This window comes from Nocardia donostiensis, assembly GCF_002081715.1.
Classification (GTDB): Bacteria; Actinomycetota; Actinomycetes; order Mycobacteriales; family Mycobacteriaceae; genus Nocardia; species Nocardia donostiensis.
Genome location: NZ_MUKP01000001.1, coordinates 39,117 through 65,640 on the forward strand (window position 1 = coordinate 39,117; position 26,524 = coordinate 65,640).

Consider the following 26,524-nt stretch of genomic DNA (forward strand, 5'->3'; position numbering starts at 1 on the left):
CGCAGCCGCCCGGATCCGCTAGGGCGCCTCCGAACCCAACCCTCTCCGCAGACCGCACCCGCCCCGGAGCGAATGCGAAGATACGCAAGACCGCACCCGCCCCGGAGCGAGCGCGGAGATTGTACGCCTGAATGCGCATGGCCGGAGCGAAGGCGGAGGTACGCCCAAAGGCGGTAGCTGGGCGGACCGTGCACGCCCGTGCCTGTTCAGCCCCGAGCGGCGGTGGTCTTCTCCAGCTGGGCGGGCTGTTCATGGGTACCGAATCCGCTGGGCAGCACGGTGCGGGTCTGCTTGAGCGAATCGATGGTCTTCTCCGGCGCCCGCAGTTTCTTCACCTTGCGGTAGCCGAGGAACGCGAACGCGGCGGTGGCGAGCACCATCAGCGCGAACACGATCCAGAACGCCGACCACCTGGGCAGCCAGATGGCGAGGGTTTCGGCGACGGCGAAAAAGAAGAAGAAGCTGCTGAACAGCAGAATGGTCAGCGCGACGATGAAGAAGACACTGCCCTGCAGTCCCTTCTTGATCTCACCGGTGACCTCGGCTTTGGCCAGTTCCACCTCGGCGCGCACCAGGGTGGAGACCTGTTCGGTGGCATCGCGGACCAGGCTGCCGAAACTGGCCGATGCGTGCGGGTCGACCTCGGACAGCGGAATGGCCGCGACCGTGCTTCCTCGCGCGTCGTTTCCGTTACCGCCTTGTGTGACACTCACTTGGTCGACCCTCTCCCTGTCCCGGCACTGCTCGGCCTCTTGTCGTTCTAGCGCAGCCGCGTCGCGCCGCGCCTGGTGGACACGCCCACGGCGCAACAGTAGCGCCGAACCGACCACCGATGCGGTCAGGGATGTCACCAATACCGCGGCCTTGGCCAATTCGACAGCGGCGTTGTCGGTCAGCGCGAGTTCTGCCACGAGCAGGCTAACGGTGAACCCGATCGCGCCGAGCACCGACAGGGCGAACATATCGCGATAACCGAGCCGTGTGGGACGTTTGGCAATGCCGAACCGGATTGCGAGCCAGCTGATTCCGAAGATGCCGACGATTTTGCCGATCAGCAGCCCGAGTATCACCGCGAGCGAGAGACGTTCGGTGAACAGTTCGCCGAAAACTTCGCCGTTCAACGGGACTCCGGAGGCGAAGAAGGCGAACAGCGGAACGCAAAATCCTGCGGAAATCGGCTGGAACAGGTGTTCCCATCGGGTAGCGGGTGCCTGCGATTCGCCGGGATCGGGTCGGACTCGGGTCAGCAGACCGGCCGCGACGCCCGCGAGTGTCGGATGGATACCGGCTTCGTGCAGCGCATACCACGACACCAACGCCAACGGCACATACACCAATGGGGTCCGGATCCGCTGCCGCTGCGCCAGCCACCACGCCGCGAAACATCCGGCCGCGGCGAGCAGCCACAGCAGCGCGAGCCCCGTCGTGAACAGCACTGCGATCAGGATGATCGCCAGCAGGTCGTCGACCACGGCGAGGCTGAGCAGGAACACCCGTGCCCCGGCCGGGATACGCGACCCGGTCAACGCCAGCACCGCGAGCGCGAAAGCGATATCGGTGGCTACCGGGATAGCCCAGCCACGGTCCATACCGGGAACCCCGAAACCGACGGTGTAAGCGATGACCGCGGGGAGGACGACTCCGCCGAACGCGGCAATGATCGGCAACGCGGCGCGTCTGGGGTCGGCGAGTTCCCCGACGACGAGTTCGCGTTTGAGTTCCAGCCCGACAACGAAGAAGAAGACCGCAAGCAACCCGTCCTTGACCCAGTCGGCGAGAGTCAGCTCCAGGTGTAGTGGCTCGATGGCGACGACGGTTTCGGTCATCGTCGTATAGGCCGCGCCCCACGGGGAGTTCACCCAGAGCAACGCCGCCGCGGCGGCGATCAGCAGCAGTGATCCACCGACGGTTTCGGTACGTAGAAACCGGGATAGTTCGGAGCGGGTCGGGGTGATCACAAGAACCTTTCGGTCGGTCGGGCAGGACCACGGCCGCCCAACCGGGACCTTGCGACCCCCGGGCTACACGACCACATGCCGACCAGACTTCCCGGCTCACCTGTCACGATTTTAACGGTGGGGCCGGAATTCCTCCGACCCCACCCGTATACCAGCGAAACCGCAGCGATCAGGCGCGGCTGGCCCGGATCGCCTCGAAGACGTGCGGATCGACCAGTGTCGAGGTGTCGCCGAGCTCGCGGCCCTCGGCCACATCGCGAAGCAGTCGGCGCATGATCTTTCCGCTGCGGGTCTTCGGCAGCTCCGGAACCACGTGGATCTCGCGCGGTTTGGCGATGGGGCTGATCTCGCGGGCCACCTCAGCCTTCAGTTCGGCGATCAGCGAGCCGGTGTCGGCGGCGCCCGCGGTGAGGATGACGAACGCGACGATGCCCTGGCCGGTAGTCTCGTCGCTGGCGCCGACCACCGCCGCTTCGGCGACACCGGCGTGCCCGACCAGAGCCGATTCGACCTCAGCGGTGGAGATGCGATGGCCGGAAACGTTCATGACGTCGTCCACGCGGCCGAGTACCCACAGATCGCCGTCGCTGTCGAGTTTCGCGCCGTCACCGGCGAAGTACCAGCCCTGCGCGGCGTACCGCTCCCAGTAGGTGGCCCGGTATCGCTGCATATCGCCCCAGATACCGCGCAGCATCGCCGGCCACGGCTGGTCGAGGACCAGGTAGCCGACCGCCTCGTGCTCCGACGCCTGCACCGGGTTACCGTCCTCGTCGACGACGCGGGCGCTGATCCCGGGCAGCGGGGTCATGGCGGCGCCGGGTTTGGTGGCGGTGACGCCGGGCAGCGGGGAGATCATGATGGCCCCGGTCTCGGTCTGCCACCAGGTGTCGACTACCGGGGTCCGGTTCGCGCCGATGACCTCCCGATACCAGCGCCAGGCTTCGGGGTTGATGGGTTCGCCGACCGAACCGAGCAGGCGCAGGCTGCTCAGGTCGTGGCTGTCGGGGATCTGCCTACCCCATTTCATAAAGGTGCGGATGAGGGTGGGGGCGGTGTAGTAGATGGTGACGCCGTACTTCTCGATGACCTGGAAGTGGCGGTGCTCATCGGGGGAATTCGGGGTGCCCTCGTAGAGCACCTGGGTGGCGCGGTTGGCCAGCGGACCGTAGACGATGTAGCTGTGCCCGGTCACCCAGCCGATATCGGCGGTGCACCAGTAGACGTCGTCGCCCGGTTTGTGGTCGAAGACGTAGTGGTGGGTGTAGGCGGTCTGGGTGAGATAGCCACCGCTGGTGTGCAGGATGCCCTTCGGTTTCCCGGTTGTGCCGGAGGTGTAGAGGATGAACAGCGGATGTTCGGAATCGAAGGCCTGCGCCTGGTGTTTGCTGTCGGCTTTCGCGACGGTTTCGTGCCACCACAGGTCGCGGCCCTCGGTCCACGGGATCTCGGTGTTGGTCCGCCGCACCACCAGCACGTGTTCCACACTGTGCGGGACATCGCCGTGTGCATACAGGGCCTCGTCCACGGCCTCCTTGAGCGGGGCGGGCTTACCGCGCCGCCACTGTCCGTCGGTGGTGATGATCAGCCGGGCGCGCGCGTCGTCGGCGCGCTGGCGTAGCGCTGCCGGGGAGAACCCGGCGAACACCACCGAATGGGTGAGCCCGAGCCGCGCGCAGGCGAGCATCGCGATGACGGCTTCCGGGATCATCGGCATATAGATGGCGACCCGGTCGCCGGCTTCCAGACCCAGTTCGGTGAGATAGTTGGCGGCCCGGCTGACCTCGTCGAGCAGTTCGGCATAGGTGATCGACCGGGAATCGCCGGGTTCGCCTTCCCAGTGGATGGCCACCTGGTCGCCGTGCCCGTCGAGCACATGCCGGTCCACGCAGTTGTAGGCGACGTTGAGTTTGCCCCCGGCGAACCATTTCGCTACCGGTGCCTCGGACCAGTCGAGCACTTGGTGCCACGGTTGGTCCCAGTGCAGCCGGTTCGCCTGCTCGGCCCAGAACGCCTCGCGATCCTGCTCGGCACGCTGATAGATGCCCGCGTCGGTGTTCGCGGCGCCCGCGAACTCCGCGCTCGGCGGATAGGAGTCCGGGTGCTCGACGGTTTCGGTCATGTCGTCACTTCCTTCTCACCACGGATAAAGCCGATTCGACACTAGTTGAACTGTGATCCACGCCGCTCGTGGCGGGGGGCGAAAGCTTGCCGGGAAGGTGCATTGAGCCGAATCCGGGGTGATCGTGGTGCGGGAACCGGATGGCGCGGTTATGGTCAGCACCAACTCTTCGGCGGAAATGGGGGCGATGGTGAGTCGGGGGTACCTGTGAGGTCATCGAGGGCGTTGCGGACGGCCGGCGGCGTGCTCTGGAGGTCCCGGCGGCGATGCGGCGCGTTCCGGATCGTCGGACTTGTGCTGGTGCTGCTGGGGGTCGCGGTATTGCCCGCCTGCACGATCACCCCGGCGCTCGGCGATTCCATCGCGGTCAATGGTTCGGAACCGCAGAACCCGCTGGTCCCGTCCAACACCAACGAAAACGGTGGCGGCCGTATCGTCGATCGCTTGTTCGCCGGATTGCGCCGCATCGACGCCGATGGTGGCCTGCACAACGAAGTGGCCCGCTCCATTGAAACGACCGATCAGCAGCACTATGTGATCCGGCTGGAGCCGGGATGGACCTTCAGCGACGGTTCGCCGGTCACGGCACACTCTTTTGTCGACGCTTGGAACTACGGCGCTCTGATCACCAACGCACAGTTGCAGAGCTATGCCTACGCGCCGATCGTCGGATTCGACGATGTGCAGGCCGATCCCCCTCGTGCGCAGAGCATGTCAGGGCTGCGAGTGCTCGACGAATTGACCTTCACCGTCGATTTGAAAGCCCCCACCATCGACTTCCGCACTCGGTTGGCCTCCGCCCCGTTCTATCCGCTGCCCGAGGTCGCGTTCAAGGATATGGCAGCGTTCGGGCAGCATCCGATCGGCAACGGGCCCTACCGTTTCGCCGACGGCAACGCATGGCAGCACGACGTCAAGCTCGACCTGGTCCCCAACGAGAGCTACCGAGGTGGCCGTCCGCCCAAGAACAAGGGCTTGACCTTCGTGTTCTACTCCGAATTCGACGCAGCGTACTCGGATCTGCTGGCCGGTAACCTGGACGTCCTCGACACCGTCCCGAGCAGCGCGCTGACGGTCGTCGACGACGATCTCGGCGATCGGATCGTGCGTGCGCCGACCGCGCAGAACCAGTGGATCGGAACGCAGCCGGGCCTACCGCATTTCGACGGAGAAGAGGGGCGGCTGCGCAGGCACGCCATCTCCAGGGCGATCGACCGAGCGGCGATCGCGGAGAAGATCTTCCGCGGCACCAGAGAGCCCGCCCGCGACTACACCTCCCGCGTACTGCCCGGCTACGATCCCGAACTGCCCGGTTCCGAAGTGCTCGAATACAACCCCGACGAGGCGCGCAGACTCTGGGCGAAGGCGAACGAGATCGCACCGTGGAGCGGGAAATTCGAGATCGCCTACAACGCCGACGGCGACCACCAGGCCTGGATCGACGCGGTCGCCCACAGCATCAAGAACACCCTCGGCATCGAGGCGGTCGGCGCGGCGTACCCGACGTTCAAACAGCTACGTGACCAGATCACCTCCGGCACCATCGGCAAAGCATTCCGGTCTGGCTGGCAGGGCGACTATCCATCCATGCTGCAGTTCCTGGAGCCCAGCTTCCTCGGCGGATCGGCCACCAACGACTTCGCCTACCGCAACCCGGACTTCGACGCGCTGATCGCCACCGCCGAGGCCGCCCCGACCGAAGCCGAATCGTGGCGGCTGGTCGGCCGCGCCCAGTCGGTGCTGCTGCACGATCTGCCGACCATTCCGATCTTCGACTACGTCAACACCGCCGGTTACTCCGAGCGGGTACACAACGTCACCTTCGCCTGGAACGGTATGGCCGACTTCGAAAACATCGAACTGCGCTGAGCCACGCACCGGAGAGGAGAGCCCATGGCCTGGTATATCGTGCGGCGGCTGCTGCAGATGGTTCCGGTGTTCTTCGGCGCGACGCTGCTGATCTACTTCCTGATCTACAAGGTGACCGGCGGATCGGTGGCGGGGCTGGCCGGGGAACGTGCCCTCACCCCGGCGCTGGAAGAGCAGCTGCGCGCCCGATATCACCTGGACCGGCCGTTCCTGGTGCAGTACCTGTACTACCTGAAGGGGATCTTCACCTTCGACCTGGGCGAATCGTTCTCCGGGCGTCCGGTACGGGACGAGATGGCGCGCGCATTCCCGATCACCTTCCGGTTGGCGCTGCTCGCGCTGCTGTTCGAAACGATCTTCGGTGTGCTGTTCGGGGTGTTGGCCGGCCTGCGCAAAGGCAAACTGTTCGATTCGACGATGCTGGTGCTCAGCTTGGTCGTGATCGCGGTCCCGGTGTTCGTGCTGGGGTTCCTGGCCCAGTTCCTGTTCGGCATCGAATGGGGGATAGCGCCGGTGACGGTCGGTGCGGATGCGAGCTTCGCCCGGCTGCTGGTGCCCGGGCTGGTATTGGGTTCGCTGTCGTTTGCCTATGTGCTGCGGTTGACCCGCGGCGCGGTGGCACAGAACCGCGACGCCGACCATGTGCGGACCGCGACCGCGAAGGGTTTACCGCGCCGGCGCGTGGTGACCGCGCATATCCTGCGCAATTCGCTGATCCCGGTGGTCACCTTCGTCGGCGCCGACCTGGGCGCGCTGATGGGCGGCGCGATCGTCACCGAGGGCATTTTCAATATTCCCGGTATCGGCGGCACGCTCTACCAGGCGGTGGTGCGTGGTGAGGCGCCGACCGTGGTTTCCTTCGTCACCGTCTTGATCGTCGTGTTCCTGCTCGCCAACCTGATCGTGGACCTGCTGTACGCGGCACTGGATCCACGTATCCGTTACGCCTGAACGGGGGTGGTAGTCGATGTCCGATGAGCAGCGCCCGCAGCGGCCGGGGCAGCAGCGCTGGGTGGCTCCGGCCGAAGAGGTGACAGTCGAGGCGACCGACCAGGTGCGGGTGACAGGCGCACCGCGCGGTTTCTGGGGCGAGGCCTGGCGCGGTTTGCGCCGGAACCCGATATTCCTGGTTTCGGCAGCGCTGATCCTGCTCGTCGTGCTGGTCGCCGCCTTCCCCTGGCTGTTCACCGACCAGGACCCGCGCTACTGCGTGGTCACCAACAGCCTGCTCCCGCCGGACGGGCAGCACTGGTTCGGCTTCGACCTGCAGGGCTGCGATATCTACGCGCGCACCATCTACGGTGCGCGAGCCTCGGTGCTCACCGGAGTCGGCACCGCACTGCTGTTCCTCCTGATCGGTGCGACGCTGGGCGCGCTCGCCGGATTCTATGGAGGCCTTGTCGATTCGGTGATCTCGCGTCTTTCGGAAATCGTGTACGCCGTACCGCTGATGCTGGCCGCGATCGTGATCATGCAGTTGTCCACCGAACGCACCATCTGGACGGTGATCGTCGTCCTGGCCGGTTTCACCTGGCCGCAGGTGGCGCGGATCGCCCGCGGCGCGGTGATCTCGGCGAAGAACAGCGAATACGTGCTGGCCGCGCGAGCCCTAGGGGTGTCCCGGTTCGGGATTCTGGTGCGGCATGTGCTGCCCAATTCGCTCGGACCGGTCATTGTGGTGACCACGATCTGGCTGGGCGTGTTCATCGTCACCGAGGCGACGCTGTCGTTCCTCGGAGTGGGGCTGCCGCCCACCGAGGTGTCCTGGGGCGCCGATATCGCCACGGGGCGCGACCAATTGCGCGGCGGTTCGCTGATCCTCTTCTACCCGGCGACCGCGCTGGCGTTGACCGTGCTCGGTTTCATCATGCTCGGCGACGCACTGGGGGATGCCCTCGATCCGAAGTCCCGTGGGAGGCGCGCATGAGTGTCGAGCAGGAAACCCGTGAATGGCAGAGCGTCGAAGACAAGGGCCCGCTGCTGGAGATACGGGACCTGCGTGTCGCGTTCGGCACGAGCGGCAGCCAGGTCGATGCGGTCCGCGGCGTCGATCTGATCGTCTACCCGGGGCAGACGGTGTCGATTGTCGGCGAAAGCGGGTCAGGGAAGTCGACCACCGCGCATGCGATCATCGGCCTGCTGCCCCCTGGCGGGCGGGTGGTTTCCGGCAGCATCCGCTTCGCCGGACGGGAGCTGGCCACCGCATCCCGGAAACAGCTGGTCGCCGTGCGCGGCACCGGCATCGGGTTCGTCCCGCAGGATCCGATGACGAATCTGAACCCGGTGCACAAGATCGGTTTCCAGATCACCGAGACACTGGCCGCCAAGGGGATCGCCCGCGGCCGCGCCGCCCGCGCCAAAGCCGTCGAATTGCTCGGCGCAGCAGGGGTGCCCGACGCCGAACGCCGCGCCGACCAGTATCCGCACGAACTGTCCGGCGGGCTGCGCCAGCGCGCACTCATCGCCATCGGGCTGGCCGGACGTCCCACGCTGCTCATCGCCGATGAACCGACCTCGGCGCTGGACGTGACCGTGCAGCGGCAGATCCTCGACCACATCGACGGCCTGACCGCTGAGCTGGGCACCGCCGTGCTGCTCATCACTCACGACCTGGGGCTCGCCGCCGAACGCGCCGAACATCTGGTGGTGATGTACCGGGGGCGGGTCGTCGAGTCCGGCCCAGCGCTGGACATCCTGCGCGACCCGCGGCACGAATACACTCGCAGGCTGGTCGCCGCGGCCCCGTCGCTGGCGGCAGCTCGGGTGGGCGCGACCCGGACGAAGGTTGCGGCGCGGGGCGAATCCGGCGGGCCTGCTGAGGTCAGCGGGCCATCCGAGGCCGACGGGCGTACTGAGGACGATGAGTCTGCGGTGATCGGCGAGAGCCTCGAGGACGGCGGGCCAGCCGAGGTTCATGGGCGCGCTGTGGTCGATGAGGGCGCTGAGATCGGTGGGAGTACTGAGGTCGGTGAGCGGCCCGAGAACGGCGGGCGGGTCGAGGTTCATAGGCGGTACGTGATCGAGGACCGGTTGGATGCCCAGCGGGGCGCGGCGGAGGACGCGGCGATTCTGGTCGCGGAACGGCTCACCAAGCGGTACCGCATCCGCGGCTCGTTGCCCTGGAAGTCGACAGAACTCGCCGCCGTCGAGGAGGTTTCGTTCCAGCTGCGGCGCGGCACGACCACCGCGCTGGTCGGTGAATCCGGATCTGGGAAGTCGACGGTTGCCCAGCTCGTGCTCGGCCTGATCCCGCCGACATCCGGCACGGTCACCTTCGTCGGCGCCGACGTGTCCCGGCTCGACCGTGCCGAGCAGGCGGAGTTCCGCCGCCGCGTCCAGCCGATCTTCCAGAACCCCTACGGTTCGCTCGACCCCATGTACTCGATTCACCGCAGCCTCACCGAACCGCTGCGCACCCATCGGGTGGGCAGCCGCGCCCAGCGGGAGGCGAAGGTCAGGGAACTGCTGGACCAGGTGGCCTTGCCGTCGAGTGTGCTCGCCCGGTATCCGAACGAACTGTCCGGCGGGCAGCGGCAGCGGGTGGCCATCGCCCGGGCGCTGGCGCTGGAACCGGAACTGGTGGTCTGTGACGAGGCAGTGTCCGCGCTCGACGTGCTGGTGCAGGCGCAGATCCTGGACCTGCTGAACGAACTGCAGGCCGAACTCGGGCTCAGCTATCTGTTCATCACGCACGATCTGGCGGTGGTCCGGCAGATCGCCGATGAAGTGCTGGTGATGCGGCGCGGCCGGGTTGTCGAGGCCGCGACCACCGACGAAGTGTTCGCCGCCGCCCGCGAGGAGTACACGCGTAACCTGCTCGACGCCATTCCGGGCCGGGACCTGCTGGTCCGGTGAACTGGGTTACGGAAGTAGCCTCGTACCTCGTGACCGATCCGCTGCAGCCCCTCGTCGACCTGCCCGGTGTGCGCGCTGCCGCCGACAAGGCCCGTGATGCGCTGGCCGAGGTGCACCGGCACAAAGCGAACCGCCGCGGCTGGCCGACCACGGCGGCGGAGGCGGCGGTGCGGGCGGCGCGTTCGTCGGCCGCAATCGACGGCGGCAGCGTAGACCTGCCCGCCGACGGGAATGTTTCCGACCCGATCCTGGCTGGTTCGCTGCGGGTAGGGCAGGCGCTCGACGGTGACGCGCTGCGGAATATGACCGGTATCTGGCAGCGGGCGCCATTGCAGGCGCTGGCCAGGTTACATCTACTGGCCGCGGCCGATCTGGTGTCCGATCCCGAGCAGCTGGGCAGGCCGCGGGCGGATGCGGGTGTTGCCGAACGGCTCGATCTGCTGGTGCAGACGGTACTCGGGTCGACGGCACCGGCGCCGGTGGTTGCGGCGGTGGTACACGGGGAACTGTTGACACTGCGGCCATTCGGTTCCGCCGACGGTATCGTGGCGCGCGCGGCGTCACGGCTGGTCGCGGTATCCAGCGGGTTGGATCCGCACGGCCTCGGTGTGCCGGAGGTGTTCTGGTTGCGCAGACGCCAGGCTTATCTGGACGGGGCAGCCGGGTTCGGGGAGGGAACCGTGGACGAGGTCGGCGGATGGGTGATCCTGTGCTGCGGCGCGTTGGAGGACGGCGCTCGGGAAGCGAAGTCGATCGCCGATTCGGCCGTGGGATGACCATTGGGTCGGGCCGCACAGTAGAAGCGGGCGGCGTTGTCGTTGATCGACTTCACCGCCCGCGGGCACGAACTACCTGGTTACCATGCGTGCTTATCGGGTTGTCCTCCACGGCCTCGGCGTTCCTCCGAGCGCCCACCGCGGCTCATCCCCGCAAACTGTGCGAGGCCATCGCCGTCGGCAGGTCGGATTTCGCAGGCCCACAACACTTCTGCCCTTGTCGCGGCGAGCTCCGCGTGGGTACCTGGTGTCCGTGCCAGGAAGGGTGGGATGGGAAACGGAGCCTTCTCTTCCGGCTGCGTCTTGGCCTTCCGTCCTTCCGTGCCTCCATTTTTACACTGTGAGCGCTTTCACATCAAGGGCCTGCTGAGTATTGAATTACCGGCGTGTCTTTCGGCGTTTCGTGCTGTAATGCCACTCTTTCGACGTGTCGACGGTCGAGGTTCTGGGGGTCGGAAAGTACTCCGCAGGTGTGTGAAGTAAGTGCGCGATGACCCGCGATGACCTCAGCGTCGGCGCAGCAGCCGGTAACTGACCGCGCCTGCGACGATCGCACTCACACCTACCATCAGGGTGGCGGCCACAGTCGTTGAAGCCGGTGCCTGGAACCGCGACCACAGTGAAACCGGGCTGGAGAAGGTGAGAACCGGCCAGCCTCTGGCCGCGGCCTCCCGGCGCAGAGCGCGATCCGGGTTCACCGCCGTCGGATGGCCGACAGCGGACAACAGTGGTAGATCGGTGATCGAATCGGAGTAGGCGTAGCTGCGTGACAGGTCGTAACCCTCTGTTGCGGCGAGCTTCTCGATGGCGCTGACCTTGCCCTCGCCATAGCAGTAGAAGTCCACTTCGCCGGTGTACTTGCCGTCGGCGACCACCATCCGGGTCGCGGCGGTATGCGTCGCGCCCAGCGCCTCCGCGATCGGCGCGACGACCTCTTCACCGGAGGCCGAGACGATCACCACGTCATGTCCGCGGATCTTGTGATCGGCGATCAGGTCCATCGCCTCCGCATAGATCAACGGATCGACCAGTTCGTGCACAGTCTCGGCCACGATCGATTTCACCTGCTCGACATCCCAGCCTGCGCACATATTCGTCAGATGGGCGCGCATCCGTTCCATCTGATCGTGATCGGCGCCGGAAAGCAGGAACAGGAAGTGCGCGTAGCTGCTCTCCAAAACTGCGCGTCGGTTCAGCAGTCCCTGCGCGTAGAACGGCTTGCTGAACAGGTAGGTGCTCGATTTCGCGATCACCGTCTTGTCGAGATCGAAGAACGCGGCAACACGTCCGCCCGTCGGGGGTCGGCGCGGAAATCCTGTCTGATCGCCCTGGGCAGTCACCTGTCCAGGATAGGCATGTCGCCTCCTGTACCCTTCTTCGTGGCTCTGCGGTGCTCTGAACTGCGCTTTTACGCTCCAATTAGCCGTATCAGTGATTCGGGGGACTTCCCGAAAGTCGGGCTTGCATTATGGCCGGTGCGTAGGTGTAGTATTGCTGGCACCTGGACATGTTCCAGGCGCGTTCAGCCCGACCCCCCGGGGCTGAACCCGACGGCCCCAGCCTCCTCCCCCCCGGCTGGGGCCGTCCTCTATTTCTGGGAAGCCTCTTTTCCGCGCAGTGGACACCAGCCTCTTTCCGGGTCGATTCGTTGGTGAATGCATCGAAACGGGTCCCCTCCGGCTCGGCGCTCACGGCGGAAACCGTTTCATCCACAACCCGCGAGTTATCCACATTCCGGTTCACGGCCTACCGCGGCCTCACGCCGCTGCGCCACGCTGACGACATGGCTCACGACCTGCCCGAAACAGCCAGCGATCCGGCTCCCGCCACAGCGCCGGTGCTGGCGCTCATCCACGACTCCCGGCTACGCGATGAAGTCCGCCGGGTGGCAGCCGCGGCGGGCAGGCGGCTCGACGAACGGGCCGCGCCCGTCGGCAGACATCCCTGGACCGCCGCTCCGCTGGTCGTCCTCGACACCGAAGCCGCTGAAACCTGTGCCAGAACAGGGCATCCCCGCCGTCCCGGTGTCGTCACCGTCACCGCGGGGGAGGCAGCTCTCGACGATTGGCAAGCCGCCGCCGCGATCGGCGCTGAACACGTTATCGCGCTCCCAGGATCCGCGGTCGGGCTCATCGAGAAATTCGCCGAACACGCCGAAAACCGCGCCGAGGGCGGGTTGGTCCTCGCCGTAGCGGGCGCGGTCGGTGGAGCCGGAGCCTCGACACTCGCCGCGGCCACCGCGCTGCGCTCGGCCACCGGCGGGTTCCGGCGCAATACCGTGCTGATCGACGGCGCCCCGCACGGCGGCGGGATCGACCTGCTGCTTGGCATCGAAAAGGCGCCCGGCCTGCGCTGGCCCGATCTGGTCGTCGAGAACGGCCGGGTATCGGCAACCGCACTGCACAATGCGCTCCCGGAAGCGGTTACCGGACTTTCCGTCCTGTCCTGCGGCCGCGACAGCGGGGCGCGCAGCGATATCGGCTCCGCGGCGGTGCACGCGGTGATCGAAGCGAGCCACGGTGCGGGCGATCTCGTCGTCTGCGATGTTTCCAGTGAACGTGGGCCGCACGCCGGCCAGATGCTCGACGCCGCCGATCTGGTGGTACTCGTGGTTCCCGCCCAGCTGCGTGCGGTCGCCGCCGCCCGAACTGTCGCCGCACACATCGCCCGGCGTAACCCCAACCAGGGCTTGCTAGTTCGCGGTCCTGCACCGGGCAGCCTGCGCGGACACGAAATCGCGGAAGTGCTCGATCTTCCGCTGCTGGCGGCCGTTCGAGCACAACCGGGGCTACCTGCTCGACTGGAACGCGGCGGGCTCACCCTGCGGCGCGGGCCCTTGCGGGACGCGTGCGACGCGGTCCTGTCCGTCCTGCACGGACCGGCCGAGGAGCTCGCGAGATGAATGGTGAGGTCGCTCGGCTCGCGGTTGTGTATCGCGACGGCTCCGCGACGAAAGGGGGGCGGAATGACTGTAGGTGAAACTACTGGCGGATTGGTGAACGCCGATCTGCTGGACCGAGTCCGGGAACGTCTCGCGGGTGACTCCCGGGAACCGGATCCGGCGCGGCTGGCGGCGGCGATCAGAGCCGAGGCGGGCGGTGTGCTCGGTGATACCGACCTGCTGCGCGCCCTGCGGCTGCTGCAGACCGAACTCACGGGCGCTGGGGTCCTGGAGCCACTGCTGCACGATCCGCATGTCGCCGATGTGCTCGTCACCGCACCCGATGCGGTGTGGATCGATCGTGGGCACGGCATCGAGAAAACCTCGATCACCTTCCCGGACGAAGCGGCGGTCCGTCGGCTCGCGCAGCGCCTCGCACTGTCTGCGGGTCGCCGCCTCGACGACGCTCAACCCTGGGTGGATGGCCGGCTGTCGGGTCACCAAGAGTCGCTCGGCGAATCGTTCGGCGTCCGGCTGCACGCCGTGCTCGCACCGGTCGCGCACGGCGGCACCTGCCTGTCGTTGCGGGTACTGCGCCCAGCCACCCAGGGTCTCGACGCGCTTGCCGCGGCAGGTGCGGTGCCCCCCGATGCGAAGCAGTTGCTGCGACAGATCATCTGGGCTCGGCTCGCCTTCCTCGTCGTCGGCGGAACCGGGTCGGGCAAAACCACTCTGCTGTCCGGGCTGCTGGCCGAGGTGGACCCGGCCGAACGGATCATCTGCGTCGAAGACGCCGCAGAACTGGCCCCGCCGCACCCGCACGTCGTCCGGCTGGTCGCCCGCACCGCCAATGTCGAGGGCGCCGGGCAGATCACCCTGCGCGAGCTGGTTCGCCAGGCTCTGCGCATGCGGCCCGACCGGATTGTTGTCGGCGAGGTCCGCGGCGCCGAGGTGGTCGACCTACTGACTGCCCTCAACACCGGCCATGACGGAGGCGCGGGCACCGTCCACGCCAACTCGCCGGCCGAAGTACCCGCCCGGCTGGAAGCCCTCGCGGCCCTCGGCGGCATGGATCGAGCGGCCCTGCACAGCCAGCTCGCCGCCGCGGTCCACATCGTGCTGCACGTGCACCGCCGCGCCGACGGGTCACGCGGACTCCGCGAAATCGGCCTGCTCGAACGTGACCAGCACGGACACGTCCGGATCACGGCCGCCTGGCGCGCCGATAGCGGTGCAGTACCTGCTGCGTCCGCCCTGTCGGGCCTGTTGCGCGAACGGCTGGAGCGATGAGCCCCGCGCTCGTGTGTGCCGCATTGGCCTTACTGGCGGTGCCGCGGGGCAGGCAGCGGCGCCGGTTCTCGGAGCTGTTCGCCACAGTCTGCCGTCCGGCGGCCCGGTACGGATCGGCGGCGGTGTACCGGGTAGGGGCCGGAATCGGTTGTGCTGCAGCGTTCCTGTTGGGAAGCGGGCCGCTGATCGCCGCCGTGATACTCGCCGGAACCATCGGTATCCGCATGCGTCGCGCCGCACGGGATCGGTCGCGGCGAACCGAATGCGGGCAGCTGCTCGACGCCTTGGACGCGGTCATCGGCGAGCTGCGAGTGGGTGCGCACCCGAGTGCCGCTGCTCAGGTGGCCGCTGCCGAGGCCGCGGGCGTCGCATCGCGTGCTTTCGCGGTGAGTTCGGCGCGCAGCAGGCTGGGCGGCTGCGGCTCCGACGCCCTGCGTGGTCACGGCTGGGTGATCGGTGCCGAACTCGGCCGGATCGCCGATGCCTGGCGCGTCGCCGAAAACCACGGTTTGGCCCTCGCCGAACTACTCGGCGCGGCCCGCACCGACCTGACCGCCCGCATCCGCTTCCGCGACCGCACCGAGGCCGCGCTCGCCGGAGCTCGCGCCACCGCGGCGGTGCTGGCCGGTCTGCCCCTGCTCGGTATCGCCCTCGGTCAGCTTATGGGCGCCGCACCACTGGGAGTGCTGTTCACCTCCCCGGCTGGGAACTACCTGCTGCCGATCGGTGCAGGCCTGGCCTGCGCGGGGCTGCTGTGGTCGGACGCCATCACACGGAAGGTGCTGATATGACGCGCCGAAAACCAAGGACGTGCTCCTGCTATGGCGGCCGGGCCGCGCGCCGCCCGCACCTCCTGAGCATGCCCGCTGTCGTACCCACGGGTCCGAGCAACCCGAGCGAACCTTTGCCCCGCCTTGGGGCGGCCCGCCGATATCGGGCGGGTCGAAACCAACAACCGCCGCTCCGATGATCTCGCCGCTGAACAGGGGAACCATGGGCACCGGAATCCAGACGTCGTTGATGCTGCTGGCCGTGGCCTTGGTCGTGCAGCCGGCCCGGACCTCCGTGATCACCAGGCTTTCGCCAGCCCGTGCTCGTCGATCGTGGACAACCGGTCCGGGGTCCGGCCGCGCAGACGCTGAGGACCCGCTTGCCGTCGCGACCGTACTCGATCTGCTCGCGGCCTGCCTGCGGGCGGGCATGCCGACAGCGGCAGCGGTAGGCGCGGTAGCGCCCGGCGCCCCGGCCCGGCTGCGTGCGGCATTGGATCGCACCGCGGATCTGCTCGCCCTCGGTGCCGACCCCGCCATCGCATGGTCGGCACCGGCGGTCGAGAAAACAGGCACACCAACGGAGTTCGAGGCACTGGCGCGGCTGGCCCGCCGGTCCGCGCGCTCGGGTTCCTCGCTGGCGGTCGCGGTGGGGGAACTCGCGGGTCAACGCCGGGCCACGGTCGAAGACGAGGCCGCCGCACGGGCCGAGCGAGCTGGGGTACTGATCGGCGGTCCGCTCGGCCTGTGCTTCCTACCTGCGTTCATCTGCCTGGGCATCGTGCCGGTGGTCATCGGCCTGGCCACCAGCGTGCTCGGCGGAGGTCTGCTGTGAACACCACCGGAACATGCCCGGGTGGAACTGCTGCCTGGGCTGGTAAGAGAAGAGGGGAACCACGTGCATATCCACACGAGAACACGACAGCTCACCGCGGTATCGCGGCTGATGTGGTCCGCCGCGTTGCGGCGACCACCAACGGGGGAGAGCATGAGTGGCGGAAAGAACCTGCGCCGGACAGCGCGGACCCGCTTTCGGGAGCAGTCGAGCCCGGTACCGTCAGAGCCCGTTGCCGCGGCGGAGCGCGCCTGCTCGGCAGGAACGCGGCGCGATGCGGTCCATGCCCGGACGGCGATCGGAGGCAGAGTGGGGGCGGTGAGCAGCGGGTCGTCGGCTGTTGCGGCTGCGACACGTCCGATACCGGAAGCGCGCGTTGCGGAAAACGTTGGTGGTTCTTCATCGGGACATGCTGCGGCACAGGGTATTTCCATTGCAGGTCAGCGCGGTTGCATCAGCGCTCGGCGGCACGGGTCTCCGGCAGAGACACAGACCAGGCCGACGGCGTCCAGTTCGACACCGCGGGTATGCGCCGGCGCGGCGGAGGTGTCGCCGATCGAGACCGGTCGAAAGGCGCTCGCTCGTACGGTGCGGCGCATTGTCGGCGTCGCGCGTTCGTTCGGATCATGCCTGCGTGTCCGGCTGATGCGGTTGGTGGCCGGGAAGGAGGCCATGAGCACAGCGGAATACGCTATCGGGACCATAGCTGCCGCGGCATTCGGCGCCGTGCTCTATGGAGTGGTTACAGGGGACAGCATTGTGGATGCGCTGACGAAGATCATCGACAAGGCGCTCGACACCAGTGTGTAGCCGGCCTACGGATAGCCGGAGCACAGGCGGAGAAAACGCAGCGCACACTGGCGCTCGGTGACGACCGTGGTGGGGTGACGGTGGAGGCGGCGATCGCGCTCGCCGCGATCGTCGCGACCGTAATCCTGTGCGTGGCAGCACTGCTCGCGGCGTCGTCTCAAGTGCGCTGCGTCGACGCTGCCCGCGAGGCGGCTCGCCTGGCCGCGCGCGGTGACCGGGCCCATGCGGCTGCTGCCGCGCGGGAGGTCGCTCCGCCGGATGCGGATATCGATATCCGGCGGGACGGGCGGCGGGTGATTGCCGAGGTCGCCGTCGGAACCCCGCTGCTGCCAGGGTTGGTGCTGCGAGCCGAGGCAGTTGCGGCGTTGGAACCGGGGGCGGACTGGTGAGTGGTAGTGGGGCTGGAATCAGGGGATGGCCGATGGGTGGTTGCGGGGCTGGGGCCGAGAGAGGACCGGCGAGTTGTTGCGGGGCTGGAAGCGGGGAGTGGTTGCAGAGCTGGAACCGAGGGAGGGCTGTAGTGGTCGCGGGCCTGGAATCGAGGGGAGGGCCGACGGGTGGTCGCGAGGCGGGATCAGGGGGAGGGTCGGTGGGTGGTTGCAGGGCTGGAACTGGGAGAGATCCGGTGGATCGTCGGGGCCTGCGGGCGGACGAGGGGGCTGCGAGTGTGACTGCCTGCCTGGCGCTGGTGGGACTGATCGTGCTGACTTCGCTGCTTGCGCAGGTCGGGATGATTGTCGTGGCGCGGCACCGGATACAAGCGGCGGCCGACCTCGCGGCGTTGGCCGGCGCGGCCGCACTGCTGGAAGGTGTGCAGGCGGGTTGTACCGAAGCGCGCGTGCTCGCACAGCGGATGCGTGCGCGGGTCACGGAGTGCGACGTCACCGATTGGGATGTGTTGCTAACTGTCGAAGAGAAAGTACCAATAGGTCTGTTCGGGGCGCGCAGTGTACGCGCGATCGCGCGTGCCGGACCGGTGCGGGAAGGGGACCAATGCGCGCATGCTCAATTTTGTTAACGACGAGTATTGCTATTCGGGCAGCGTCCGCTATTGCAGTACCGATACCAATTCCCAGCACAAGGACGGAAAATTGAGGGAGGAATTCGCATGCATAGGCATGAATATCTGCGGCAATGTATCAGTTAACATGATCGAATTCCTTTTTATTCGGCGCTTACCTCGTCATCCGCATCGATCGGAAGGTCGGCGAGCACCGCGGCGAGCAGCCGCGCGGCCGCCGCCTTGTCCAGCGGGCTGTTCCCGTTTCCGCATTTGGGAGATTGGACGCAGGACGGGCAGCCCGCGGCGCAGGCGCAGGATTCGATGACCGAGTGCGTCGCCGACAGCCAGTGACGCAGCCGCCGGAAGCCGCGTTCGGCGAATCCGGCACCGCCGGGCTGGCCGTCGTAGACGAACACGGTGGGCAGGCCGGTATCCGGGTGTTCGGCGGTCGAGACGCCGCCGATATCCCAGCGGTCGCACGTTGCGACCAGAGGCAACAGCCCGATCGCCGCATGTTCGGCGGCATGTAGCGCACCGGGCAGCTCGGTTCGATCGATACCGGCGCGCAGGAGCAGCTCCGGGGTCACGGTGTAGAACACGGCGGTGGTCGGCAGGATCTGCGCGGGCAGGTCCAGTTCGACCAGGTCGAGCACCTCCCCTGAGAGCAGGGTGCGCAGATATCCCACCACCTGGCTGGTCACCAGCACCGAGGCCAAGGCCGCCGTCACCGGCCCGTGGCTACGGTGCACCGTCACCTCGTCGACGGTGATGGAGGTGACCTGACGAGCGCTGGTGGTCCAACCGGGGTTTTCCGCGCGGACGAACGCGACGCCCGCGTCCAGATCCAGTTCGTCGACGATATACGCCTCGCCCTGATGCAGGTGAACAGCACCTTCGTGCAGGGTGGCGGGGGCACGACCGGCGTCAGCGGTACCGAGCAGCCTGCCGGTTTCACCGTCCACGATCACCACCGGCGCACCGATTCCGCCGCGCACGTCGACCGTGTCGTGCGGTTGTGTTTCCGTGGTCACGAACCAGCGCGCGCTACCGCCGGTCCCGTTCACCCTGCGCCGGATGAGGCCCTGTTCGGCGAGGTCGGTGAGGACCTGGCGGGCGCCGAGCTCGTCGACTTCGTCATCGGTCAGCGGCAGTTCTACCGCGGCACACAGCAGCTGCGGCCCGAGCACATACGGGTTGTCGGGGTCGGTGATGGTGGCTTCGACCGGTTTGCCGAGCAGCGCCTCCGGATGGTGGACCAGGTAGGTGTCGAGCGGGTCGTCCCGGGCGACCAGCAGCACCAGTGACCCCTGGGTGCGCCGTCCGGCCCGGCCTGCCTGCTGCCAGAAGGAGGCGACAGTGCCGGGGAAACCCGACATCACCACCGCATCCAGGCCTGCAATATCCACCCCCAGCTCCAGGGCGTTGGTGGTGGCGGCACCGAGCAACGCACCTTCCGACAGCCCGGCCTCCAGCTCGCGGCGGTCCTCCGGGAGGTATCCGCCGCGGTAGGCGGCAATGCGCTCGGCCAGCTCGGGTGCGACCTGCTGTAACAGCCGCCTGGCATCCATAGCGGCGAGTTCGGCGGCGCGTCGGGAACGGACGAAGGTCAGCGTCCGCGCGCCCTCGGTGACCAGGTCCGCCATGATCCGCGCTGCTTCCGAGGTGGCCTGCCTGCGTACCGGGGCACCGTTCTCCCCGGTCACCTCATACAACAGCGGCGGCTCCCACAGTGCGACTGTGCGCGGTCCGTGCGGTGAGCCGTCCTCGGTGACTGTCACGCAGTCGGCGCCGATCAGCCGGGACGCTGCGGTCGCCGGTTCCGCCGTGGTCGCCGAGCAGAGCACGAACACCGGGTCTGCCCCGTAATGGGCGGCCAGCCGGCGCAGTCTGCGCAGTACCAGCGCGACATGGGAACCGAAGACACCTCGATAGGCGTGGCATTCGTCGACCACCACATAGCGCAGCCTGCGCAGTACCCGCGCCCAGCGCTGATGGGAGCGCAGCAGTCCGACGTGCAGCATGTCGGGATTGGTGAATATCCAGCGTGAATTCGCCCGCACCCACTGGCGTATTTCGCCCGGAGTGTCGCCGTCGTATCCGGCGGCACGGACTTCCCGTAGCGGGCCTTCGTGGGTGAGTTCGCCGACGGCACGCAGCTGGTCGGCGCCGAGGGCTTTGGTCGGCGCCAAATAGAGCGCGGTTGCTTTCGGGTCGTCCAGTAATGCGGTGAGTACGGGTAGCTGGTAGCCGAGCGATTTGCCCGACGCCGTGCCGGTCGCCACTACCACATGGTTGCCCTTGGCCGCCAGTTCGGCGGTTTCGGCCTGGTGCGCCCACGGTGCGGTTATCCCGGTCGCGTGCAGGGCCGCGACGACCTCGGGCGCCACCCACTCGGGCCAGGGGGTTACGGCTGCCGCGCGGGCCGGTATTTCCGCCACGTGGGTCAGTCGGCTGTCGTCGGCAGGCGCGCCGGAAAGGACACGATTCAGCAACGATCGCCCGTAGCTGAGACCGTTTGTGGTCGTTCCGGATGGCCGCTGTTCGGCCGGATTCATCACTTTCGGCCTTCCGTGGACACAAGAAAAGTGAAACGTGCGCTTCCAGGAAGCTTCACCAGCGTTTTCGATACCAAATAGCGATCTGGGTCACAGCTGAGTTGCCGGATCGGGACTCGGTTACTCGAGGGCAAACGAACCGAAAGTACAGATTTTGGCATTGTGTCCCTCACCTGCGCATTCGCAAGATCAAGTTTTTTGCAAATTGTCGGTAACTCTGCTGTCGAATTGCCCGAAGACATGGTTCACTGGGTCCTGGTCGCAAGCTTCTGTGTTCGAGGGACGGATCAAAGAGTCCAAACCGTCGGCAGGATCGACGTTGCGAACGGTGTACTCGGTGCTTTCCTTGCAGGGGGAGGAACCAACAGTACAACGGTCGGAACGGGCCCGGTGGACGAACCCAGTTGTCCGCCGTTCCGAGTAAGAAAAGAGAAGGAACAGAATGGCACAGGGAACTGTGAAGTGGTTCAACGCGGAGAAGGGGTTCGGCTTCATCGCGCCCGAGGACGGCTCCGCTGACGTCTTCGTCCACTACTCCGAGATTCAGGGTTCGGGCTTCCGCACCCTCGAGGAGAACCAGAAGGTCGAGTTCGAGGTTGGCCAGGGCACCAAGGGGCCGCAGGCCACCGGAGTCCGCGCGCTCAGCTGAGCTCGCGATAATCCCCAGCTCGTCCCTCACCTCCGTAACGGCGGTGAGGGACGAGCTGTATCCGGGGTAGGTTGCACCGTTCGTCAACCGCCGCGAGTTACGGTCGGCCGGGGCACCGGCGGCACGGCCGACCGACGACACTGCATACTGAGTCGAGGTTGACGTACCGCTCGGTGGTTTTTCACATCCGCTCGACCATGCGCAGCGTCAAGGTATAAACGTGTCTGGTGGCGGCAAAAACTGTCGTCACCGTTTACCCCAGCCGCGCATCGCGCCGAGCAGCGCCGCGCGGGCCTAGAAGGAAAGGTGTGTTCGCCGGTGGCAACACGAGACCGCGGTGCAGCCGACCAGGGCCGTCCCCTGCGACGTCTCGTGATCGTCGAGTCCCCTACCAAGGCGCGTAAGATCGCGCCCTATCTCGGCCGTAACTACACGGTCGAGGCTTCGGTCGGCCATATTCGGGATCTGCCGCGCGGCGCCGCCGACGTCCCGGCGAAATACAAAGGCCAAGCGTGGGCGCGTCTGGGCGTGGACGTCGACAATGATTTCGAACCCATCTATGTGGTGAGCCCCGATAAGAAGAGCAAGGTCACCGAACTCAAGGGGCTGCTCGCCGACGCCGACGAGCTCTATCTGGCCACCGACCCCGACCGCGAGGGCGAGGCCATCGCCTGGCATCTGCTGGAAACGCTGAAGCCGAAGATCCCGGTCCGCAGGATGGTGTTCCACGAGATCACCGAGCCCGCTATCCGCGCGGCCGCCGCCGACACCAGGGAACTGGACAACGATCTGGTCGACGCCCAGGAAACCCGCCGCATCCTGGACCGCCTCTACGGTTACGAAGTCAGCCCGGTTCTGTGGAAAAAGGTCATGCCGCGGTTATCGGCGGGCCGGGTGCAGTCGGTCGCGACCCGGGTGATCGTCCGCCGGGAACGCGAACGGATGGCTTTCCGTTCGGCCGAGTACTGGGATATCGCCGCCAAACTCGATGCGGGCGGGGGAGAAGGCGACGCCACCAACCCGCGTACCTTCGCGGCCCGGTTGGTCAATATAGACGGCGCGCGCGTCGCCACCGGCCGCGATTTCGGGCCGGACGGGCAGTTGAAGGCCGATTCGCGTGTGGTCGTGCTGGACGAGGCGTACGCGCGGCGGCTCGCCGAAGCGCTCGACGGCGCCGACCTGGTCGTCTCCTCAGCCGAGGCCAAGCCGTATTCGCGGAAGCCGTATGCACCGTTCATGACCTCGACGTTGCAGCAGGAAGCGGGCCGCAAGCTGCGGTTCACTTCCGAACGCACCATGCGGGTGGCGCAGCGCCTGTATGAGAACGGCTACATCACCTATATGCGTACCGACTCCACCACCCTGTCGGACGCGGCGATCAACGCTGCCCGCGCTCAGGCCACGCACCTTTACGGTGCGGAATACGTGCACCCGACGGCGCGCCAGTACAACCGCAAGGTCAAAAACGCCCAGGAGGCACACGAGGCGATCCGGCCCGCGGGTGACAGCTTCGCCACTCCTGGTGAGCTGCATTCCCGGCTCGACAACGACGAGTTTCGGCTCTACGAACTGATCTGGCAGCGCACCGTCGCCTCCCAGATGGCCGACGCCAAGGGCACCACGCTCACCTTGCGGATCAACGGGGTGGCCGGTACCGGCGAGGAATGCGTGTTCTCCGCATCCGGCCGTACCATCACCTTCCCTGGCTTCCTGAAGGCGTATGTGGAAAGTGTGGACGAGGAGGCGGGCGGCCAGTCCGACGACGCGGAATCGCGTCTGCCCGATCTCTCCGAAGGCGAGGGCGTCACCGCAGTCGAGCTGAACCCGGATGGGCACAGCACCAACCCGCCCGCGCGCTACACCGAGGCGTCGCTGATCAAATCCCTGGAAGAGCTGGGAATCGGCCGTCCGTCCACCTATTCCTCGATCATCAAGACCATCCTCGACCGCGGTTACGTGTACAAGCGTGGTAGCGCGCTGGTGCCGTCGTGGGTGGCGTTCGCGGTGGTCGGGCTGCTGGAGGAGCATTTCGGCAGGCTGGTGGACTTCGATTTCACCGCCGCGATGGAAGACGATCTCGACGCCATCGCGGGCGGCCGGGAACGTCGCGGCGACTGGCTGTCCAGTTTCTACTTCGGCGGCAACGGCGTGGAGGGCTCGGTCGCGCAGTCCGGTGGGCTGAAGAAGATGGTCGGCGAGCGGCTCGACGATATCGATGCCCGCGAGATCAATTCCATCAAGCTGTTCAGCGACGCCGCCGGCCGTGACGTCGTGGTGCGGGTCGGCCGTTACGGCCCCTACCTGGAGCGTATGGTCGCCGACCCGGAACATCCGGAACGCGAACCGGAATCCCAGCGCGCCAATCTTCCCGACGATCTGCCGCCGGACGAGCTGACTCCCGAGGTCGCAGAGAAGCTGTTCGCGACCCCGCAGGAGGGGCGTGCGCTCGGTGTCGACCCGGAGACCGGTCACGAAATCGTCGCCAAGGAGGGGCGTTTCGGTCCCTACGTCACCGAGATCTTGCCCGAGCCCGCGAAAGACACCGAGGATACGGCCGCCGCGAAGAAGACCGCCAAGAAGGCGGGACCCAAACCGCGTACCGGCTCGCTGTTCAAGTCCATGGATCCGGCGACGGTCACGCTCGAGGAAGCGTTGAAGCTGCTGTCGCTGCCGCGGGTGGTGGGCACCGACCCGGCCTCGGGTGAGGAGATCACCGCGCAGAACGGGCGTTACGGTCCCTATCTGAAGAAGGGCACCGACTCGCGTTCGCTGGCTTCCGAGGATCAGATCTTCACCGTCACCCTCGACGAGGCGCTCAAGTTGTACGCCGAGCCCAAACGTCGTGGTCGTCAGGCTGCCAGCACCGCCCCGCTGCGGGAACTCGGTAATGATTCGGCCACTGGTAAGCCGATGGTGATCAAAGACGGAAGGTTCGGCCCGTACGTCACCGACGGCGAAACCAACGCCAGCCTGCGCAAAGGCGACGAGGTCGAGTCGATCACCGATGAACGCGCCTCGGAGTTGCTCGCGGACCGGCGGGCACGGGGGCCGGTGAAGAAGGCGGCGAAGAAGGCCCCGGCCAAGAAGGCCGCAGCGAAGAAGACACCGGCCAAGGCCGCAGCGAAGTCGACGGCGGCGAAGTCCACCGCGAAGAAGACGACAGCCAAGAAGTCCACTGCGAAGAAGGCGCCCGCCAAGAAGGCACCTGCCAAGAAAGCGACGGCGAAGAAGGCCGCGCCGAAATCGTCGGCGGACTCCGCGGGCGACTGAGCTGGTCTGTCGGTGCCACCCCGTAGTCTGGCGGCTCTCTTCTGCGAAAGGACAACGAATGGCCAGTGATCGGGAACGCGAAGATCTGATCGCGATGCTCGCCGAGCAGCGCGATCTCTTCAAGATCACGCTGCGTGGGATCGATGACGTGCAGGCCAGGCAACGCACCACAGCGAGCGAGCTGACCCTCGGTGGCCTGCTGCATCACCTGATCAACTGTGAACGGCACTGGACCAAGGTGATCGTCGAGCGTGACGAGACGGCCCATCAGGACGCTTCCGAGTTCGAGGGCGAGTATGTGATGGCATCCGGGGAGACTGTGGCCGGATTGCTCGCGACCTGGGATGAGGTCGCCGCATCGACGGCAGAGTTGATCCGCACCATCGACGATCTGAGCGCTTCGATCCCAACCCCGACCACTCCGTGGACACCGGACCGGATCTGGTGGTCCGCGCGGTACATCATCCTGCATATTTTCCGGGAGATCTCGCACCACAGTGGGCACGCGGACATCATCAGGGAGTCGCTGGACGGGGCGAACACCACCTACCAGCGGGCTGGGTAAGCGGTCTGAGCTGGTAGGCAGGATTGCGGGACGTTCGCCGCTAGTAATTGGTGAAGCGGTGCCCGGGGCGCCGCAGATGTCCGGGACGATCGTTAGGGTGTAGCTCGTGGCGGATGTCTTCGATCGACTGGTCGGCCAGGATACGGTGGAGTCCGAGCTGACCGCTGCCGCTGTTGCCGCCCGCGCCGGTGTTATCGAAGGGGCGATGACGCATTCGTGGTTGTTCACCGGGCCCCCCGGTTCGGGCCGTTCGGTTGCGGCGCTGTGTTTCGCCGCCGCCCTGCAATGCACCGACCCGGAAACCCCCGGCTGTGGCCGGTGCCATGCCTGCACTACGACCATGGCCGGCACCCACGGTGACGTCCGGCGGGTGATCCCCGAAGGGTTGAGCATTTCCACCAAGGAGATGCGCGACATCGTGCAGATCGCCGCCCGCAGGCCGAGCACCGGCCGCTGGCAGGTGGTGTTGATCGAAGACGCCGACCGGTTGACCGAAGCCGCAGGCAATGTGCTGCTCAAGGTGGTCGAGGAGCCGCCGGACCGGACGGTGTTTCTGCTGTGCGCGCCGTCGGTCGATCCGGAAGATATATCGGTCACCCTGCGCTCGCGGTGCAGGCACGTGCATCTGGTGACGCCATCGGCGGCCGCTATCGCCCGGGTACTGCGGGAACACGATGGTCTCGACGACGACACCGCCGCGTGGGCGGCCGCCGTGAGCGGTGGACATATCGGCCGGGCCCGCAGGCTCGCCACCGACGAAGAGGCGCGTAACCGCCGCAAACGTGCGTTATCGCTGGTGACAGCTGTGGGCCGCCCCGGCGGCGCCTACGAGGCCGCCGACCAGCTGGTGAAGACCGCCGACGACGAGGCGAAACAGATGAGCGCCGCCCGCGACGAACGCGAACGCGAAGAACTCGCCACCGCCCTGGGCGCCGGCGGCACCGGCAAAGGTTCCGCGAGCGCCACCCGAGGCTCCGCCGGCGTCCTCAAAGACCTGGAACGCCGCCAGAAATCCCGCGCCACCCGCACCGGCCGCGACGCCCTCGACCGCGCCCTCATCGACCTCGCCGGCCTCTACCGCGACGCCCTCGCTGTCTCCTTCACCACCGGAACATCCACCACACCCACCCTCACCCACCCGGACATGACCGACGAGATAAACGACCTGGCCAGAAAGATCCCCCCCGAAGGCCTACTCCGCTCCGTAGACGCCGTCCTGGCCTGCCGCGAAGCCCTCGACACCAATGTCAAACCCCGCTTCGCCCTAGCCGCCATGGCCGCCGCCCTCACCGCCGCCCAATCCCGCTGACCACCCGTTT

General features: G+C 66.9%; 20 protein-coding genes and 1 pseudogene. 16 read left to right on the forward strand and 5 right to left on the reverse strand.

The features are described 5' to 3' along the window. Positions 1 to 206 precede the first annotated feature (206 nt). The 3 genes and pseudogenes from B0T44_RS27770 to acs all read right to left on the reverse strand — a co-directional run bounded on the left by B0T44_RS27770 (position 207) and on the right by acs (position 4,077). Positions 207 to 713 carry a phage holin family protein gene (locus B0T44_RS27770; protein WP_175648072.1) on the reverse strand — a complete coding sequence of 169 codons (507 nt, stop codon included), beginning with the start codon at positions 711 to 713 and terminating at the stop codon, positions 207 to 209. A 60-nt stretch (positions 714 to 773) separates the two neighbouring features. Further along, positions 774 to 1,958, reverse strand: a pseudogene (gene nhaA, locus B0T44_RS00185) (Na+/H+ antiporter NhaA); the annotation flags it as partial. Between the two features lie 169 nt (positions 1,959 to 2,127). Beyond that, complete coding sequence (gene acs, locus B0T44_RS00190; protein WP_077118711.1) at positions 2,128 to 4,077, reverse strand: acetate--CoA ligase; 1,950 nt, start codon at positions 4,075 to 4,077, stop codon at positions 2,128 to 2,130. A gap of 300 nt (positions 4,078 to 4,377) precedes the next feature. On the opposite strand from acs, the gene B0T44_RS00195 reads away from it, so the two are divergent. Genes B0T44_RS00195 through B0T44_RS00215 form a run of 5 tightly spaced genes read left to right on the forward strand, consistent with a single transcriptional unit; the run spans position 4,378 to position 10,577 of the window. Continuing rightward, complete coding sequence (locus B0T44_RS00195; RefSeq protein ID WP_425436850.1) at positions 4,378 to 5,946, forward strand: peptide ABC transporter substrate-binding protein; 1,569 nt, start codon at positions 4,378 to 4,380, stop codon at positions 5,944 to 5,946. A 24-nt stretch (positions 5,947 to 5,970) separates the two neighbouring features. Beyond that, complete coding sequence (locus B0T44_RS00200; RefSeq protein ID WP_077118709.1) at positions 5,971 to 6,897, forward strand: ABC transporter permease; 927 nt, start codon at positions 5,971 to 5,973, stop codon at positions 6,895 to 6,897. Positions 6,898 to 6,913: 16 nt separating this feature from the next. Further along, positions 6,914 to 7,873 (forward strand): ABC transporter permease, encoded by a 960-nt coding sequence (locus tag B0T44_RS00205; RefSeq protein WP_077118706.1) that lies wholly within the window; start codon positions 6,914 to 6,916, stop codon positions 7,871 to 7,873. Further along, positions 7,870 to 9,801 carry a dipeptide ABC transporter ATP-binding protein gene (locus B0T44_RS00210; protein ID WP_077118704.1) on the forward strand — a complete coding sequence of 644 codons (1,932 nt, stop codon included), beginning with the start codon at positions 7,870 to 7,872 and terminating at the stop codon, positions 9,799 to 9,801. Before B0T44_RS00205 ends, B0T44_RS00210 begins: the two co-directional genes overlap by 4 nt. A gap of 29 nt (positions 9,802 to 9,830) precedes the next feature. Further along, complete coding sequence (locus tag B0T44_RS00215; RefSeq protein WP_077118702.1) at positions 9,831 to 10,577, forward strand: Fic family protein; 747 nt, start codon at positions 9,831 to 9,833, stop codon at positions 10,575 to 10,577. A 506-nt stretch (positions 10,578 to 11,083) separates the two neighbouring features. Here B0T44_RS00215 and B0T44_RS00220 read toward each other — a convergent pair. After that, on the reverse strand, positions 11,084 to 11,917 hold the full coding sequence (locus B0T44_RS00220) for an HAD-IB family hydrolase (RefSeq protein WP_077118699.1): 834 nt from the start codon (positions 11,915 to 11,917) through the stop codon (positions 11,084 to 11,086). A 443-nt stretch (positions 11,918 to 12,360) separates the two neighbouring features. Between B0T44_RS00220 and ssd the strand changes: the two genes are divergently transcribed. From ssd to B0T44_RS00255, 7 genes are all read left to right on the forward strand, one after another. Continuing rightward, positions 12,361 to 13,479 carry a septum site-determining protein Ssd gene (gene ssd / locus B0T44_RS00225; RefSeq protein ID WP_077118890.1) on the forward strand — a complete coding sequence of 373 codons (1,119 nt, stop codon included), beginning with the start codon at positions 12,361 to 12,363 and terminating at the stop codon, positions 13,477 to 13,479. A gap of 63 nt (positions 13,480 to 13,542) precedes the next feature. Then, positions 13,543 to 14,748, forward strand: coding sequence for a TadA family conjugal transfer-associated ATPase (locus tag B0T44_RS00230; RefSeq protein ID WP_077118697.1), 1,206 nt, complete (start codon positions 13,543 to 13,545; stop codon positions 14,746 to 14,748). Next, positions 14,745 to 15,539, forward strand: a complete 795-nt coding sequence (locus tag B0T44_RS00235; RefSeq protein WP_077118695.1) for a type II secretion system F family protein — start codon at positions 14,745 to 14,747, stop codon at positions 15,537 to 15,539. Before B0T44_RS00230 ends, B0T44_RS00235 begins: the two co-directional genes overlap by 4 nt. A 202-nt stretch (positions 15,540 to 15,741) precedes the next feature. Next, complete coding sequence (locus B0T44_RS00240) at positions 15,742 to 16,353, forward strand: type II secretion system F family protein (RefSeq protein WP_217697524.1); 612 nt, start codon at positions 15,742 to 15,744, stop codon at positions 16,351 to 16,353. 645 nt (positions 16,354 to 16,998) lie between these two features. Continuing rightward, the gene (locus B0T44_RS00245; RefSeq protein ID WP_077118879.1) at positions 16,999 to 17,163 is read left to right on the forward strand and encodes a DUF4244 domain-containing protein; all 165 of its coding nucleotides are present in this window, start codon (positions 16,999 to 17,001) and stop codon (positions 17,161 to 17,163) included. A gap of 74 nt (positions 17,164 to 17,237) precedes the next feature. After that, positions 17,238 to 17,552: a TadE family type IV pilus minor pilin gene (locus tag B0T44_RS00250; protein WP_139347895.1), complete on the forward strand. Its 315-nt coding sequence runs from the start codon at positions 17,238 to 17,240 to the stop codon at positions 17,550 to 17,552. Positions 17,553 to 17,788: 236 nt separating this feature from the next. Further along, a complete protein-coding gene (locus tag B0T44_RS00255; protein ID WP_077118692.1) occupies positions 17,789 to 18,181 on the forward strand; it encodes an Rv3654c family TadE-like protein in 393 nt (130 codons plus the stop codon). Between the two features lie 146 nt (positions 18,182 to 18,327). Here B0T44_RS00255 and B0T44_RS00260 read toward each other — a convergent pair whose 3' ends face one another. Next, positions 18,328 to 20,721: a DEAD/DEAH box helicase gene (locus tag B0T44_RS00260; RefSeq protein ID WP_077118690.1), complete on the reverse strand. Its 2,394-nt coding sequence runs from the start codon at positions 20,719 to 20,721 to the stop codon at positions 18,328 to 18,330. A 442-nt stretch (positions 20,722 to 21,163) separates the two neighbouring features. Here B0T44_RS00260 and B0T44_RS00265 point away from each other — a divergent pair, with 442 nt between their 5' ends. The 4 genes from B0T44_RS00265 (at position 21,164) to B0T44_RS00280 (ending at position 26,514) form a co-directional block, all read left to right on the forward strand. After that, positions 21,164 to 21,370, forward strand: a complete 207-nt coding sequence (locus tag B0T44_RS00265) for a cold-shock protein (protein WP_011206895.1) — start codon at positions 21,164 to 21,166, stop codon at positions 21,368 to 21,370. A gap of 372 nt (positions 21,371 to 21,742) precedes the next feature. Beyond that, positions 21,743 to 24,640 carry a type I DNA topoisomerase gene (gene topA, locus B0T44_RS00270; RefSeq protein WP_245839389.1) on the forward strand — a complete coding sequence of 966 codons (2,898 nt, stop codon included), beginning with the start codon at positions 21,743 to 21,745 and terminating at the stop codon, positions 24,638 to 24,640. Between the two features lie 58 nt (positions 24,641 to 24,698). Then, complete coding sequence (locus B0T44_RS00275) at positions 24,699 to 25,205, forward strand: mycothiol transferase (protein ID WP_077118687.1); 507 nt, start codon at positions 24,699 to 24,701, stop codon at positions 25,203 to 25,205. Positions 25,206 to 25,311: 106 nt separating this feature from the next. Beyond that, positions 25,312 to 26,514 (forward strand): DNA polymerase III subunit delta', encoded by a 1,203-nt coding sequence (locus tag B0T44_RS00280; protein ID WP_077118685.1) that lies wholly within the window; start codon positions 25,312 to 25,314, stop codon positions 26,512 to 26,514. The last annotated feature ends 10 nt before the right edge of the window (positions 26,515 to 26,524 follow it).

What these genes read in the sequence shown, in the direction of transcription:
- B0T44_RS00230 (WP_077118697.1), top strand. Translation starts at nt 13,543, where the DNA reads ATGACTGTAGGTGAAACTACTGGCGGATTGGTGAACGCCGATCTGCTG.
- B0T44_RS00235 (WP_077118695.1), top strand. Translation starts at nt 14,745, where the DNA reads ATGAGCCCCGCGCTCGTGTGTGCCGCATTGGCCTTACTGGCGGTGCCG.
- B0T44_RS00265 (WP_011206895.1), top strand. Translation starts at nt 21,164, where the DNA reads ATGGCACAGGGAACTGTGAAGTGGTTCAACGCGGAGAAGGGGTTCGGC.
- B0T44_RS00245 (WP_077118879.1), top strand. Translation starts at nt 16,999, where the DNA reads ATGCGGTTGGTGGCCGGGAAGGAGGCCATGAGCACAGCGGAATACGCT.
- B0T44_RS00205 (WP_077118706.1), top strand. Translation starts at nt 6,914, where the DNA reads ATGTCCGATGAGCAGCGCCCGCAGCGGCCGGGGCAGCAGCGCTGGGTG.
- B0T44_RS00275 (WP_077118687.1), top strand. Translation starts at nt 24,699, where the DNA reads ATGGCCAGTGATCGGGAACGCGAAGATCTGATCGCGATGCTCGCCGAG.
- B0T44_RS00260 (WP_077118690.1), bottom strand. Translation starts at nt 20,721, where the DNA reads ATGAATCCGGCCGAACAGCGGCCATCCGGAACGACCACAAACGGTCTC.
- ssd (WP_077118890.1), top strand. Translation starts at nt 12,361, where the DNA reads ATGGCTCACGACCTGCCCGAAACAGCCAGCGATCCGGCTCCCGCCACA.
- acs (WP_077118711.1), bottom strand. Translation starts at nt 4,077, where the DNA reads ATGACCGAAACCGTCGAGCACCCGGACTCCTATCCGCCGAGCGCGGAG.
- B0T44_RS00240 (WP_217697524.1), top strand. Translation starts at nt 15,742, where the DNA reads ATGGGCACCGGAATCCAGACGTCGTTGATGCTGCTGGCCGTGGCCTTG.
- B0T44_RS00210 (WP_077118704.1), top strand. Translation starts at nt 7,870, where the DNA reads ATGAGTGTCGAGCAGGAAACCCGTGAATGGCAGAGCGTCGAAGACAAG.
- B0T44_RS00200 (WP_077118709.1), top strand. Translation starts at nt 5,971, where the DNA reads ATGGCCTGGTATATCGTGCGGCGGCTGCTGCAGATGGTTCCGGTGTTC.